The 14601-nt window shown below is 68.9% G+C and carries 13 protein-coding genes and 1 riboswitch; of the genes, 6 read left to right on the top strand and 7 right to left on the bottom strand.

All coding sequences use genetic code 11. The features are described 5' to 3' along the window. Positions 1–11 precede the first annotated feature (11 nt). The gene (locus tag BQ8420_RS16360) at positions 12–905 is read right to left on the bottom strand and encodes a hypothetical protein (RefSeq protein WP_087099995.1); all 894 of its coding nucleotides are present in this window, start codon (positions 903–905) and stop codon (positions 12–14) included. Between the two features lie 52 nt (positions 906–957). Further along, positions 958–2292, bottom strand: a complete 1335-nt coding sequence (locus tag BQ8420_RS16355; protein ID WP_087099994.1) for a hypothetical protein — start codon at positions 2290–2292, stop codon at positions 958–960. A 31-nt stretch (positions 2293–2323) separates the two neighbouring features. On the opposite strand from BQ8420_RS16355, the gene BQ8420_RS31975 reads away from it, so the two are divergent. The 5 genes from BQ8420_RS31975 (at position 2324) to mmsB (ending at position 7447) form a co-directional block, all read left to right on the top strand. Next, on the top strand, positions 2324–2677 hold the full coding sequence (locus BQ8420_RS31975) for a hypothetical protein (RefSeq protein WP_087099993.1): 354 nt from the start codon (positions 2324–2326) through the stop codon (positions 2675–2677). Between the two features lie 35 nt (positions 2678–2712). After that, positions 2713–2782: riboswitch (cobalamin riboswitch) on the top strand. Between the two features lie 48 nt (positions 2783–2830). Beyond that, the gene (locus BQ8420_RS16345; protein ID WP_087099992.1) at positions 2831–4330 is read left to right on the top strand and encodes a CoA-acylating methylmalonate-semialdehyde dehydrogenase; all 1500 of its coding nucleotides are present in this window, start codon (positions 2831–2833) and stop codon (positions 4328–4330) included. Continuing rightward, positions 4327–5469 carry an acyl-CoA dehydrogenase family protein gene (locus BQ8420_RS16340; RefSeq protein ID WP_087099991.1) on the top strand — a complete coding sequence of 381 codons (1143 nt, stop codon included), beginning with the start codon at positions 4327–4329 and terminating at the stop codon, positions 5467–5469. The genes BQ8420_RS16345 and BQ8420_RS16340 overlap by 4 nt, the downstream gene beginning before the upstream one ends. Continuing rightward, on the top strand, positions 5469–6545 hold the full coding sequence (locus tag BQ8420_RS16335; protein ID WP_087099990.1) for an enoyl-CoA hydratase/isomerase family protein: 1077 nt from the start codon (positions 5469–5471) through the stop codon (positions 6543–6545). Before BQ8420_RS16340 ends, BQ8420_RS16335 begins: the two co-directional genes overlap by 1 nt. Beyond that, entirely contained in the window at positions 6542–7447 is a 906-nt protein-coding gene (gene mmsB, locus BQ8420_RS16330; RefSeq protein WP_087099989.1) for a 3-hydroxyisobutyrate dehydrogenase, read from the top strand. The genes BQ8420_RS16335 and mmsB overlap by 4 nt, the downstream gene beginning before the upstream one ends. A gap of 64 nt (positions 7448–7511) precedes the next feature. On the opposite strand, the gene BQ8420_RS16325 is transcribed toward mmsB, so the two are convergent. Next, entirely contained in the window at positions 7512–8687 is a 1176-nt protein-coding gene (locus tag BQ8420_RS16325; RefSeq protein ID WP_087099988.1) for a beta-1,3-glucanase family protein, read from the bottom strand. 141 nt (positions 8688–8828) lie between these two features. Next, positions 8829–9839 carry a methyltransferase gene (locus BQ8420_RS16320; protein WP_087099987.1) on the bottom strand — a complete coding sequence of 337 codons (1011 nt, stop codon included), beginning with the start codon at positions 9837–9839 and terminating at the stop codon, positions 8829–8831. A gap of 134 nt (positions 9840–9973) precedes the next feature. On the opposite strand from BQ8420_RS16320, the gene BQ8420_RS16315 reads away from it, so the two are divergent. After that, on the top strand, positions 9974–10705 hold the full coding sequence (locus BQ8420_RS16315) for a dienelactone hydrolase family protein (protein WP_087099986.1): 732 nt from the start codon (positions 9974–9976) through the stop codon (positions 10703–10705). A 12-nt stretch (positions 10706–10717) separates the two neighbouring features. Here BQ8420_RS16315 and BQ8420_RS16310 read toward each other — a convergent pair whose 3' ends face one another. From BQ8420_RS16310 to BQ8420_RS16300, 3 genes are read right to left on the bottom strand one after another with little or no spacing between them, the layout of a single operon-like run. Then, positions 10718–11854, bottom strand: a complete 1137-nt coding sequence (locus tag BQ8420_RS16310; protein WP_200815957.1) for a bifunctional 2-methylcitrate synthase/citrate synthase — start codon at positions 11852–11854, stop codon at positions 10718–10720. Positions 11855–11869: 15 nt separating this feature from the next. Then, positions 11870–12763 carry a methylisocitrate lyase gene (gene prpB, locus BQ8420_RS16305; protein WP_087099985.1) on the bottom strand — a complete coding sequence of 298 codons (894 nt, stop codon included), beginning with the start codon at positions 12761–12763 and terminating at the stop codon, positions 11870–11872. After that, complete coding sequence (locus tag BQ8420_RS16300; protein WP_087099984.1) at positions 12763–14346, bottom strand: MmgE/PrpD family protein; 1584 nt, start codon at positions 14344–14346, stop codon at positions 12763–12765. Before BQ8420_RS16300 ends, prpB begins: the two co-directional genes overlap by 1 nt. Between the last annotated feature and the right edge of the window lie 255 nt (positions 14347–14601).

Below are 14601 nucleotides of genomic sequence, written 5' to 3'. Positions count from 1 at the left end.
GCCGCGAGAGATCAGTCGAAGAGCTCGTCGGCGTCGGAGACCTTGGACTTGAAGGCCTTGTCCAGCCAGTCATCGAGCCGGGCGACGTCGTCGCACTCCTCGATGCGTCGACGTGAGTCGAGGCTGATGGTCGCCGAGGTGGCTTCCAAGAAACGGATCAGCGTTTCCTGCTTGCCTTCCGCACGACCCTCTTCACGGCCTTCTTCACGGCCTTCCTCACGGCCTTGGCCGACGTACTTGCGGGCGAAGTCGCTCTGCCACTCGTAGGTGCCGGTCGCCATCAGGTCCTCCCACATTTTCCGTGCCGCAGCGTTCAGCTTCGACTCGATGTAGTCATTGTAAAGAAGTTGGGTGTGTTCGGGCAGCTTGTCCAGAGCGGCTTCGGCTGCTTTGAGGACCGGCAGGTGCGACCCATGGGCCGCAGCCGAGAGTACGGCCAGTTCTGGGAGGGCCCGTGCCTTCTCCAGGTCGTCGATGTACGGGGTGTTGCTGGGACCGAGGACCGCCGGCCTGAGAGTGGCGCCGCCGGTCTCGAGTTCGATGGGGCGGCGCGCCCATCGTTCGGTGCCGATGTCCGGACAAACGACCATCAGGCGTACGGGGCAGCGCAACTGTTCACGCACGGTGGCCAGGTACAGGGGCCATGTGTAGGGCTTGTCGTCATCCTTGCCTTGTTGGACCTCCGAAATGATGGCGAGTACTTTGCGACCGCTCTCGTCGTACAGAATGACCACGTTGTCCGACTTGAACGGCTTCGGCTTCAACCTGGTGTGGTCACCGCAGCCGAGCTCCGCGTGGGCGAAGTCGGGTACGGGGAAGCCGAGGGTGTCGCGGAGCATGAGGGGGACGAGCTCAGGCCTGTTCTGGAGCAGGCGTACTTGAAGCTCGTGTTCGAATCCGGGCATGACAGGAAACTACAGACGGTGATCGCCCGGTGTCCGGCAAACACGGAAAAAATCAGCCCGAGGTGTGCTCGAAGGGGATCGTGAGGGTTCGTTCCTCGGAGAGGCGCAGGTGGAGCGGGCCGCTCGGTAGCCGGCCCACGGTGATCAGGCGTTCGGCGAGCACGTGGGCGACCAGGTGGGGGTCGTCGACGGGGCCGGTGAACCGGGCCTGAAGGAGAGCACCGTCGCGGGTGCGTAGGCGGACCTCCTCGGCCGAGTACACGGCGGTGAGGCAGGCGCCGGGGCGGTGCGCGAACACGGTGTCGGACCACAAGCGTTCGTCGGCGGGCAACGTGTCCTCGGCGATGACGAGGGCGTCGGCGGCGGAGGCGAGTCGGTGGTCCATCTCGGCATCGGAACAGATCAGGACACCGCCGAGCTCGGGAGCGGGGCCGCGGTGCACGGAGAGGCCGTCGTCGGTGGGGCGCACCCGGATCCAGAGGGAGGTCGGCTCCGGACTCTGGACCTCCGGTTCCGGTGGGGCCAGGAGGCGAGGACGGCCGGGTGGGGGCGTGGCGTCCATGAGCCGGTAGGCCTCGGCGCGGATGAGGTCGAGGGCCTGGCCCGGGGCGGAGCTCACCCAGGTACGGGCGGTCTCATGGGTGCGTTCGCGCAGTTCCTCGGCCCGACGGAACTGGGGGACGAGGTCGGCGTGGGGGTCGAGGGGGTGGGCGACCTCGTAGAGCCGTCCCAGAGCGGAGTCCGGGTCGACGGAGCCCCGGCCCTCGGCGCTGAGGAGGATCGGGCGACCGAGGGCGGCGGCGTAGACGCTCACGGACCCGTGGTCGGAGAGCACGAGGTCGGCGGCGATGACGGCGGCACGCCAACCCTCGTGGGGCGGGATCAGGAGGAGACCGGAACGCAGGGCCTCGTCCTGCCAGATCCTGATCTGTCGCGGCCCGTGCGAGGACCAGATGTTCGGGTGCAGAATGAGCGCGACCCGGTAATGGTCATAGGGAAGTCGGTCGAGTAGTTCGGTGACGATACCCGGGTGACTTCCGTAGAGGGATTCGTCCTTCCAGGTGGAATTGACGACGACGAGTTTCTGTCCGGGGCGTAGGCCGAGGGCCTTTCGGTAGGTGAGTCGGTGGGGTACGCCGGCGAGCAGCCGGTCGTAGCAGGGGTCACCGGAGAGGAAGGCGAGGGGGAGCGCGTCGGGGCAGCCTTGGGCGAGGCGGTCGAACTGTTCGCTGTGGGAGAGGGCGATGGAGCTGGGTACCAGGCGACCCTGGTGTTTGAGGGTGTTGTCGGAGAGCCCGAAGACCTCCTGACTCCTGACTCCTGACTCCTGACTCCTGACTCCTGACTCCTGACTCCTGCGACCATTTCTTATTGTATCCGTTGCCATGGGGAATGCGCAGGACTTTTGCTTTTAATTCGTGGAGGTCGTCTCCGAGGCTTGCGGTGACCGCGAGATCGAATTCTGTTTCTCGCGCTTCTTCCCAGGAAATGCGCCGGATCCGGGTTTCTCGGAGGTATTCGTCGAGGCCGTTGGCGAAGACGCCGCCGGTGGTCCGGGTGAGGTGGAGCTGCACGCGCGGGTCGTGCAGGGCGGGGAGCACGTCGGCGATGCGGGTGGCGGCGGTGAGGCTGTGAACCACCAGGAGGACGTGCAGATCGGCGCGGGCGGTACGCCACGCGGGGGTGAGGGCGAGGGGTCTGCCGGTGGGGGTGTCGTCCTTGGCGGTCACAGATCGCAGAGCCTACCGGGCGCATGGGTCTGGATTTACTAGGACATCAAACTATATGGTGACCCCACCGCGGAGCGGGGAAGCCGGTGCGAGTCCGGCGCGGTCCCGCCACTGTGACCGGGGGAGGACCCCGGAAGTCAGGTCACCGCCCGCGGCCAAGGAACCGTGTGATCCACGAGGATGGAGCGAACACGTATGGTCAGCGAGCTGACGCATTTCGTGCAGGGCAGGAAGGTCCGCGGTCGATCGGGCGTCTTCGGTGACGTCTACGACCCCAACACCGGAAGGGTCCAGGCGCGGGTGCCCCTGGCCGACCGGGCCGAGACCGAGCAGATCATCGCCGACGCCGAGCAGGCACAGGTCGAGTGGGGCTCCTGGAGCCCCCAGCGCAGGGCCCGGGTTCTGCTCCGCTTCCTGCAACTGGTCGAGACCGAGCGGGAGAACATCGCGCGGGCCCTGTCCGCCGAACACGGCAAGACCGTCGCCGACGCCCACGGTGACCTCCAGCGCGGTCTGGAGGTGGTGGAGTTCGCCGCCGGCATCCCGCACCTGGTCAAGGGCGAGTTCACCGACAACGCCGGTACCGGCATCGACGTGCACTCCATGCGTCAGCCCCTGGGCGTGGTCGCCGGCATCACCCCGTTCAACTTCCCCGCCATGATCCCGCTGTGGAAGGTCGCGCCCGCTCTGGCCTGCGGTAACGCGTTCATTCTCAAGCCTTCGGAGCGCGACCCGTCGGTGCCGTCGATGTTGGCGGAACTGTTCGTCGAGGCCGGGCTGCCCCCGGGTGTGTTCAACGTGGTCAACGGCGACAAGGAGGCCGTGGACACCCTGCTCACCGACCCGCGGATCGCCGCCGTGGGGTTCGTGGGCTCCACCCCCATCGCGGAGTACGTGTATTCCACGGCCACCGCGCACGGCAAGCGCGCCCAATGCTTCGGCGGCGCCAAGAACCACATGATCGTCATGCCCGACGCTGATCTCGACCAGGTCGCGGACGCGCTGATCGGGGCCGGGTACGGGTCGGCCGGTGAGCGCTGCATGGCGATCTCCGTGGCGGTCCCGGTGGGCGAGGAGATCGCCGACGCCTTGGTCGCCAAGCTCAAGGAACGTATCGCGGGGCTCAGGGTGGGCGCCTCCGACGACCCCGACGCGGACTTCGGTCCGCTGGTCTCGCGCGAGGCCCTCCAGCGGGTCGACGACTACGTCACGCTCGGCGTGGAGGAGGGCGCCGAACTGGTCGTGGACGGTCGCGGTCACACCGTGCCCGGTCACGAGGAGGGCTTCTTCGCCGGCCCGTCGCTGTTCGACCGGGTCACCCCCGACATGCGGATCCACCAGGAGGAGATCTTCGGCCCCGTGCTGTGCGTGGTGCGCGCCGCCGACTACGAGGAGGCGCTGCGCCTGCCCAGCGAACACGAGTACGGCAACGGGGTCGCTATCTTCACCCGCGACGGCGACACCGCCCGCGACTTCTCGCACCGGGTGAACACCGGAATGGTCGGCGTGAACGTGCCCATCCCGGTGCCGATCGCCTACCACACCTTCGGTGGCTGGAAGCGGTCCGGCTTCGGCGACCTCAACCAGCACGGGCCGGACTCGATCCGCTTCTACACCCGCACCAAGACCGTCACCTCGCGTTGGTTCTCCGGGGTCAAGGAGGGCGCGGAGTTCACGATCCCGGTCGTCCGATGAACGCCGCCCGCACCGACGAACAGCGCGCGCTCGCCGAGACCGCGCGGGCGTTCGCCGACGAACACCTCGCACCGCGCGCCGTCGAGTGGGACCGGGCCAGGCACTTCCCCGTCGACGTGCTCCGCAAGGCCGCCGAACTCGGTATGGGCGGTCTCTACGTCTCCGAGGAGTTCGGGGGAACCGGCCTGACCAGGATGGACGGGGCCCTCGTCTTCGAAGGGCTGGCCACCGGGTGTCCGTCCATTGCCGGGTACCTGTCGATCCACAACATGGTCGCCTGGATGGTCGACCGCTACGGCGACGACGCCCAGCGCGCCCGATGGCTGCCGGACCTGTGCACCATGCGGACCCTGGGCAGCTACTGCCTGACCGAACCGGGGGCCGGTTCCGACGCCGCCGCCCTGAGCACACGCGCGGTCCGGGACGGCGACGACTACGTACTCTCCGGTACCAAGCAGTTCATCTCCGGGGCGGGTGCCTCCGAGGTGTACGTGGTCATGGCCCGCACCGGCGGCGACGGCGCCACGGGCATCTCCGCGTTCGTCGTGCACCGTGATGACTCCGGGGTGTCCTTCGGGGTCGACGAGGCGAAGATGGGCTGGAACGCCCAACCCACCCGCCAGGTCCTCTTGGACGAGGTCCGCCTGCCCGAAGATCGGCGGTTGGGCGCGGAGGGCGAGGGATTCCGCGTCGCCATGAACGGCCTCAACGGCGGCCGTCTCGGAATCGCCGCCTGCTCGCTGGGCGGTGCCCGGCGAGCCTTGGAGGACACCGTGTCCTACCTGGGTGAACGCGAGGCCTTCGGAACCCCCCTCATCAACGCCCAGGCACTGCGTTTCCGGCTGGCGGAGATGGCCACCGAACTGGAGGCCGCCCGCTCCCTGCTGTGGCGGGCCGCCACGTCCCTGGACAACGGTGATCCCGACACGGCGCACCTGTGCGCCATGGCCAAGCGGTTCGCCACGGAGGCCGGCTACACCGTCGCCGACCACGCCCTCCAACTGCACGGGGGGTACGGCTATCTCGCCGAATACGGAATTGAGAAGATCGTGCGCGACCTGAGGGTGCACCGAATCCTGGAAGGAACCAACGAGATCATGAGCCTGATCATCGCTCGCGGATTGACCGGGGCCGCCTGATGTCCAACGCCATTGAAGACACGGTGCTCCTGCGGGTCGACAAGGGGCTGGCCCACGCCACCCTCAATCGGCCGCGCGCCATCAACGCCCTCGACCACGACATGGTCCGGGCGCTCGCCGACGCCCTCGACACCTGGGAGAAGGACGAGTCCGTCTCCGTGGTGCTCGTCGACGGCGCCGGCGACCGCGGCCTGTGCGCGGGCGGCGACATCCGCGCCATCCGTTCCAGCGCCATCGACGGCGACGACGGAGCCGCCCGCTTCTGGCGGGACGAGTACCACCTCAACGCCCACATCGCCCGCTACACCAAGCCCTATGTCGCCTTCATGGACGGCGTCGTCATGGGCGGCGGCGTCGGAGTGTCCGCGCACGGCGGCGTCCGTGTGGTCACCGAACGCTCCAAGGTGGGCATGCCGGAGACCACCATCGGGTTCGTCCCGGACGTGGGCGGCACCTTCCTGTTGTCGCGGGCGCCCGGAGAGACCGGCACCCACCTGGCGCTGACCGGCACGCCGATCGGGGCCGCCGATGCCCTGTACGTCGGCCTTGCCGACCACTTCGTGCCCTCCGAGCGGCTGCCCGACCTGGTAGCCGCGCTCGCCGACGTGGACTCGCGGAGCGCCGTCACCGAGGCCGTGGGACGTTTCGCGGAGATCGCCCCGGCGGGCACGCTCGCCGACCGGCGCGCGTGGATCGACGCCTGCTACTCCGCCGACACCGCCGAGGAGATCGTCGAACGGCTGCGCGCCCACGGTGACCCCGAGGCGGCCAAGGCGGCCGACACCATCGCGGGCAAGTCGCCGACCTCCGTGAAGACCACCCTGGCCGCACTGCGCCGGGCCCGGGCCCTGGGTTCGCTGGAGGAGGTCCTGGAACAGGAGTACCGGGTCTCCCGTGCCACGCTCACCTGGCCGGACCTGGTGGAGGGTATCCGGGCGCAGGTCGTCGACAAGGACCGTTCGCCGAAGTGGTCCCCGGCCACCCTGGCGGAGGTCGACGCGGACGTCGTCGAGGCGGCGTTCGCGCCCGCGCCGGACGGTCCGCTCGACCTCGGCGGCCCGGGAGGTCGCGTATGAGCACCGTCGCCTTCGTCGGGTTGGGGAACATGGGCGGTCCGATGGCCGCCAACCTGGTGGCCGCCGGGCACGAGGTCCACGGGTTCGACCTGGCCCCCGACGCCCTGGCCCGCGCCGAGCGGAACGGGGTTCGGGTCGCCGTATCGGCCGCGGACGCGGTGTCCGGGGCCGACGTGGTCATCACGATGCTGCCCGGCGGCCGTCACCTGCTCGACGCCTATCGAGGAGTCGGTGGACTGTTGGCCACGGCCCGCCCCGGCACGCTCTTCGTGGACTGCTCCACGGTGGACGTCGCCGACGCCCGCGCCGCCAACGCGGCCGCCGTCGAGGCCGGGCACCGGGCCGTGGACGCTCCCGTCTCCGGGGGTGTGGCAGGTGCCGAGGCCGGAACGCTCACGTTCATGGTGGGCGCGGAGGCGGACGACCTGCCCGCCGCCGAGCCACTGCTGTCGGTGATGGGCGGCAGGGTCGTGCACTGCGGCGGTCCCGGTGGTGGTCAGGCCGCGAAGATCTGCAACAACATGGTCCTGGGCGCGTCCATGCTCGCGGTGAGCGAGGCGTTCGTGCTGGGAGAGCGGCTGGGCCTGACCCACCAGGCGTTGTACGACGTCATGTCCACCGCGTCCGGACAGTGCTGGTCGCTGACCACCTATTGCCCGGTGCCGGGGCCGGTGCCCACCAGTCCGGCCAACAACGGCTACAAGCCGGGGTTCGCGGCCACGCTCATGGCCAAGGACCTGGCGCTGGCGATGAGCGCGCTGGAACAGACCGGGGTGGACGCGCGGATCGGTGGTCGGGCCGCCGAGGTCTACCGCGCCTTCGCCGACGCCCTGGACGGTGAGCCGAGGGACTTCTCCGCCATCGTGGAGACCGTGCGCGAACGCTCGCGGTCGGAGTCGTAGACGAAGGGCGCCCCGTCGCCCGCGAGCGGGTGGCGGGGCGCCTCTCCTTCCGTTCTGTCCCTGGTCAGAACGGGGTCAGCGTGATCTCCAGACCGCTGGCTCCGTGGTCCTGGACGTAGGACGCGAAGTCCTCCACGTCGTCGAAGGCGAACCCGTACGCCTTGCCGTCCTCGGTGTGCTCGTGGAAGACGGCGGCGTAGTGGTTGGCGATCTCGTTCAGGTAGAACTGCGCCGGGTCGTTGGTGGGCTGCTCGGCGGAGTCCAACAGAGTGGAACGGTTGAGCGCGGCGCCGACGATGGCGGCGACCGGCCCGGTGATCCCGTCGTTGGGGGCGGCCAGGGCGCCGTCGCAGAACAGCACGTCCCGGGTGCTGGGCTTGGCGATGGGGGACACCCCGCCGTCGAACAGCAGCTCGTCGCCCTCCACCCGGCCGGTGAAGGTCCCGGCGTTGGTGGTGACGCTCAGGTCGGTGCCCGCGTAGTGCGACCACACCTGGTCGATGTACGGATCGAAGTAGTCGGTCGGGAAGATCCCGCTGTTCAGGCCGTGTCCCGGCGCGATGATGCGGTCCTCGAAGACCAACGAGGAGAAGACCGGATCGGCGGCGAGCGTCTCGAAGATCGCGTCGCGTCCGCCGGGCAGCAGGAACCCGGTGCTCTGGTCGTCGTCACCGGTCAGACGGATGCCGAGCGGCACGCTGAACTGGTCCACCATCGAGGTGTTGCAGAACATCCCGTCTTCGTTGTGGGTGAACTCCACGGTGTCGTGCAGGATGTCGAAGGAGTCGTCCTCCTCGACCCAGCCGGCGGGCAACTGGAGGGCGGGGTTGCCATTGCCGTCCTCCACGATGCGGATGCCGAGCTTGCCGCCCGTGGCCAGGTAGATCCGGCCGGACATGTACGGGAGCGTCATGTCGGCGGGAAGGGCGCCCAGGGGGATCGAGTAGTCCGTGTAGCCGTCGTCGGTGTTGTCGTCGACGCTGACGGGGTGGGGCGTGCCGTTGGAGTCGACCCAGCAGTGCTGGTCGGTCGTCAGGTCGGTGCCGACGATGTACAGGAGGACCTCGTCGTCTCCGTAACGACCGCTGTTATTGGTCACGCTGACTGGGAGCGCTCCCGCATTGGCGGCGTTGTTGACCGTACTGGCCGTCTGGGTCTGTCCGGCGCAGCCGACGGTGCCCAGCAGGGGAGTGGCGGCGGCGATCGACGCCCCGCCCAGGAAGAGCCTGCGATTGATCATGATTCGTGCTTCTCCTCAGTAGCGGGTTGAAGAGGTGGACCCATAGAGCCAGGGGTGGAGAGTGCGCGTCAATGGGGTGAGCGAAGGTGTTTGTGTGGTGCTCGCGTTACCAATGGTGACGAGGGTGGGATGTGACTTACTTCACACTGGTTGGTTCCTCGTGAATTCCAGCAGGGCGACACCTTTCGAGACATGGTTCCCCGCGAGACTGAGTCCCACCTGCTCAGCGAGGGCGACCAGTGCCGAGGCGCTCCGCTCCCGGCCGTTGAAGTAGGCGAGCATCCGAAGGTCCAGTTCGCTCACCTCGTCTCCACCCGTGTACTCGGCGACCAGGACCCGACCGTCCGCGCCGATCGCCTCCGCGCACCGACGCAGGATCGCCATGGCCGACGCGTCGTCCCAGTCGTGCAGGATCCAGCACAGCAGGTAAGCGTCCCCGCCCTCGGGCAGGGGATCGAAGAAGCTGCCTCCGACAGCGTCGGCCCGGGCGTCCAGGCCGGCCGCACGGAAGTTCGCGCGGGCCGCCTCGGCGGGCCCGGCCAGGTCCAGGACGGTCCCTCGGGGGCGGGAGAAACGCTCCAACAGGGTGCGCAGCAGGGTGCCGTCCCCGCCGCCCACGTCCACCAGATGCTCCAGGGCATCCCACTCGAACATCCCCGCGAGGGTCTGGGACTGCGCCACCATGCGCGCCCCCATCAGCTCGTCGAAGGAACGGGACAGTGTCGGGTCGGCGGACAGGTCGGACCAGAAGTCCGAACCCTCGAAGCGCAGCGAGTAGGCGCTCCTTCCCGTGCGCAGCGCTTCGGCCAGCTCGGTCAGACACTCGTCGGCCCGCCCGTGCGCGCCGTCCCCGGCGAACCAGCCGAGCCGCGAGTACGGGTGGTCCGCGCGCAGGGCCGCGCCCACCTCGGTGAGACCGAAGCGATCACCGTACTGGCCGAACAACCCGCGTTGTGCCAGGTACCGCAGCACTCGGCCCAAACCTTCCGGATCGGCGCCCACCTTCGCGCCGAGCTCCTCCGCCGTGCGGGGTCCCTCGGCCAGATGGTCGGCGATCCGCAGGGTGGCCACGGCCCGGATCGCCATCGGCGTCACCGGGCTGGCCAGCTCCCAGAGCCGGCCGGCCGCCTCCCGTTCGCGTTCTCCACCCATCCGAACCCCCCCCTGTGACGCCCCTGAACTTTCCCGGGAGGCTATCCGGTCAATCGGATTTTTCGATAGAACCCCCTTCCCAACGGCGCTCAGGTCTCTAGGTTCAAGAGAGGACCAACACGAGAGGCGACACCATGCCGGACATCGATCTCAGCGCCATGACCCGAGACGGTGACGGTTCACCGAGCCTGAGCGGCTACCTGGCCCGCCCTGAGGGCTCAGGTCCCTGGCCCGGCGTGGTCGTCGCCCACGAGGCCTTCGGGGTCGACGAACAGATGCGCCTGCACGCCGACCGTCTGGCGCGGGCCGGGTACCTCACCATCGTTCCCGACCTCTACAGCGAGGGCGGCATGCTGCGCTGTGTCCGCGGGGTCATGGGGGCGCTCAACGCCGGCCACGGCAGGGCCTTCACCGACCTGGCCGCCGGTCGCGACTGGCTGCGGGCCCAGGACGACTGCACCGGCAGGGTCGGGGTGATCGGGTTCTGTCTCGGCGGGGGCTTCGCGATCGCCGCCGCCCCCGACTTCGACGTCTCCGCGCCCAACTACGGGTTCCTGCCCGAGGACGTTCAGGCGGTCGCCGCCCGTTCCTGCCCCATGGTGGCGAGTTACGGCGCCAAGGACCGCCAGCTCGCCGGCGCGGCCGACCGCCTGCGGCGCGCGCTTCTCGAAGCCGGGGTGCCGAACGACGTCAAGGAGTATCCCCACGCCGGCCACTCCTTCCTCAACGAAGCGCCCAACGGCCCCAAACCCTTGCGCGTGGTGCTGCGGGCGATGGGCACCGGACCGCACCCGGAATCCGCCGCCGACGCATGGCAGCGCATCGAGACGTTCTTCGCCGAACACATCGGACCAGGACCCGAGTGACCGGAGAACGCGTCAACCGGCGAGACGCTGCGCGGGCAGCGGCACCGGGCGGCGCTCACGACCCGTGTAGCTGCTCAGCGGGCGGATGAGCGCGTTCGCCGCCTGCTGCTCCAGGATGTGCGCCGTCCACCCGGTGATCCGGGCCATCACGAACAGCGGCGTGAACATGGGGGTCTCGAACCCCATCAGGTGGTAGGCCGGGCCCGCCGGGTAGTCCAGGTTCGGGTGGATGCCCTTGCGATCCACCATCGCCTTCTCCAGGGATTCGTACAACGCCATCAGATCGTCCGCGCCCTGGCGGTCCGCCATCCGGCCCAGGGCCGCGCGCATGGTCGGAACCCGGGAATCCCCCCGCTTGTACACGCGGTGCCCGAAGCCCATGATCTTGCGCTCCTCCCGGAGCGCGGTGTCCAACCAGGCCTCGGCCCGGTCCGCCGAACCGACCTCGTCGAACATGTGCATGACGGCCTCGTTGGCACCCCCGTGCAGGGACCCCTTCAACGCGCCGATCGCCGCCGTCACCGAGCTGTAGATGTCCGACAGGGTCGACGTCACCACCCGGGCGGTGAACGTGGACGCATTGAAGCTGTGCTCCGCGTACAGGATCATCGACACCTCGAAGCAGCGCACCACCTCGGGGTCGGGCACCTCCCCGAAGCACATGTGGAAGAAGTTGTCGGCGTAGCCCAGCTCGGGATCCGGCTGGATCGGCTCCAAGCCTTGGCGACGCCGGTGGTCGGCGGCCACGACCGTCGGTAGCTTCGCCGCCATCGACTCCGCCTTGGCCCGGTTGGCGGCGACCGAACCGTCGTCCTCCGTCGGGTCGTCCGCGCCCAGGTAGCTGATGGCGGTGCGCAGCACGTCCATGGGATGAGACGTCTCGGGCAGCTTCCGCAGTAGCTCCAGGGTGTGCCGATCCAAGGACCGGGTGGCGCGTTCACGCGCGGTGAACCCGCGCAGTTGGGTGGAGTTCGGCAGTTCCCCGTACCAGAGCAGGTAGGCGACCTCCTCGAAGGTGCACGACTCCGCCAGATCCTGCACCGGGTACCCCCGGTACGTCAGGGAATTGGAGGCCTCGTCGACCATGGAGATCTCGGTGGTGTCGACCACCACCCCGGCCAGGCCCTTACGGATCGCCGTCTCGGTCATGCTCACCACATCCGTTCAGAGAGAGAAGTTGTAGACGTCGCCGTCGAAGGCGTTGTAGGCGGGATAGTCGAGCAGCTCGTAGAGGCGCTGACGGGTCTGCATCCGGTCGAGGATCCCCGCCTGGGTGCCCTCGTCGTGGATGGTGCGCAGCCCGTCCTCGACGGCGCCCATGGCCAGGCGGAGTGTGGTGACCGGATAGATCACCAGGTTCAACCCGAGCGATTCGAGCTGTTCGGCGGTGAGCAGCTCGCTCTTGCCGAACTCGGTCATGTTGGCCAGCAGCGGCACGTCCACCGCGGCTCGGAACGCCTCGAAGTCGGCCGGTCCGCGCATCGCCTCCGGGAAGACCATGTCGGCACCCGCGTCCACGTACGCCTTCGCGCGTTCGATGGCGGCGTCCACCCCCTCCACCGCCGCGGCGTCGGTACGCGCGCAGATCACGAAGTCCGGATCGCGGCGGGCGCTCACCGCCGCGCGGATCCGCTGGACCATGGTGGCCGTGTCGGTGACGGTCTTGCCGTCCAGGTGACCGCAGCGCTTGGGGTTGACCTGGTCCTCCAGGTGGCAGCCCGCGATCCCCGCGTCCTCCAGGGACTGGACGGTGCGGGCCGCGCTCATCGGCTCACCGAAACCGGTGTCGGCGTCGATGATCGTCGGCAGGTCGGTGACCCGGGCGATCTGGTGCCCGCGACCGGCCACCTCGGGCAGGGTGGTCAGGCCGATGTCGGGCAGGGCCAGGTCGGCGGCGATCACCGCGCCCGACACGTACACGGCGTCGAAGCCGAGCTCCTGGATGAGGACCGCGGTGAGCGGGTTCATGGCGCCGGGAACCCGCAACAACCGGCCCGAGGCCAGGTCCTCGCGCAGACGGCGGCGCTTGGCGTTCGGTGCGGCGGTGGCGTTCAGCATCAGAAGATCCCCTTCGAAGTCGGTAGGTCGTTCGGGGCGGTGGCGGCGTCCTCGGTGAAGGTCAGCTCTCGGACCTCCTCGGCGGTGAGCTCGGGCAGCCGATCCACCAGCCCCAGGAAACGATCTTGCTCCTTCGGGGAGACCACACCGTTCGCCAGGGTGCGGAACTTGGCGACGTAGTCCGGACGAGTGAAGGGGCGGGCCCCCAGCGGGTGGGCGTCGGCCATGGCGATCTCGTCCTCGATGACCGTGCCATCCACCATCTCCACGACCACACGGCCACCGAAGGCCTTCTCGTTCGGATCGGTGGCGTGATAGCGCTTGGTCCACTCCGGGGCCTCGACCGTGGAGATCTTCCGCCACAGCTCCACGGTGTCCGGACGCCGGGCCCGCTCGGGGGCGTAGGAACGTTCGTGGTGCCACTCGCCGTCCTGGAGGGCGACGGCGAAGATGTAGGGGATGGAGTGGTCCAGGGTCTCCCGGCCGGCCCAGGGATCCATCTTCTGCGGGTCGCCCGAACCGGTGCCGATCACGTAATGCGTGTGGTGGCTGGTGTGGATGGTGATCGCGCGGACCTCGGCGGTGTCGCCGACCCTGGGACCCATCCGGCGGGCCAGGTCGATGAGGGCCTGGCTCTGGTACTCGGCGGAATGTTCCTTGGTGTAGGTCTCCAGGATGCCGAGCTTGGCCTCGCCCGGGGCGGGGAGTTCGACGACGTACTCCACACCGGGGCCGCTGAGCAGGTAGGCGATGAAGCCGTCCTCGCCCTCATACGCGGGGGAGGGGGCGCCCTCGCCGCGCATCGCGCGGTCCACGGCCTCCACCGCCGTCTTCCCGGCGAACGCGGGGGCGTACGCCTTCCAGCTGGAGATCTCACCCTTGCGCGACTGGCGCGTGGTGGTGGTGACGTGCAGAGCCTGCTGGACCGCCTGATAGACGGTCTCGGTGTCCAACTCCAGCAGCGCGCCGACCCCGGCTGCGACCGAGGGGCCCAGGTGGGCGATGTGGTCGATCTTGTGCTCGTGCAGACAGATGCCCTTGACCAGCGCCACCTGGATCTCGTAACCGGTGGCGATCCCCCGGACCAAGGCGTGGCCGTCCCTGCCCAGGTGCTGGGCCACCGCCAGGATCGGCGGGATGTTGTCGCCGGGGTGGGAGTAGTCGGCGGCCAGGAACGTGTCGTGGAAGTCCAGTTCACGGACGGCGACCCCATTGGCCCAGGCCGCCCACTCCGGAGAGACCCGGGTGGAGGAAGGCATGCCCATGATCGCGGCGCCCGTGGCCGGGGTGCTTGTGGCCGTGGTGTCTGTGGTCGTGGTGCCCGGGGTTGTGGTGCCCGGGGTTGTGGTGCCCGGGGTCAGTGGGTGGCGGGTGGCCTGCGCCCGCGCGCTCCGGACGGGGCGGCGGTGCAGCGAGGCGGCGGCCACGGCGGCGTTGTCGATGATCCGGTTTCCGATCATCTCCACCACGGCCGGCTCGACCTTCACCGGGTCGGTCGCCACGGACGCGATCCGGTGAGCCAGTTGCTCCTCCTTGGCGGGCCCCTCGGAGCTCCGGTGGACCCGGACGCGGTGCTGCACCATGTTCTTCCCCTCGACGTTGTTGTTGTGCAGCCGAGGTTGGCATGGGTGAACGTGCAGGTGGAAGGCCCTAAATCTGCTGAGTTCGGCTAAGGGTGAGGGGTGATTCAGCTAAGCCTGTTAAGTCTGTGGGAGCTTCTGGAGATGTGGGGGTTGTGGGAGCTGCTGGGGTTGTGGGGGCTGCTGGAGCTGTAAGGGCTGCTGGGGTTGTGGGGCGTTCTTTGGGCTGTCTCTTATAGTCTTCTCCGAGCCCACGAG

This window comes from Nocardiopsis sp. JB363, from assembly GCF_900143625.1.
Taxonomy (GTDB): domain Bacteria; phylum Actinomycetota; class Actinomycetes; order Streptosporangiales; family Streptosporangiaceae; genus Nocardiopsis.
Note: the sequence above shows the minus strand (reverse complement) of the source record. Positions and strands in the feature narration are given on the sequence as shown.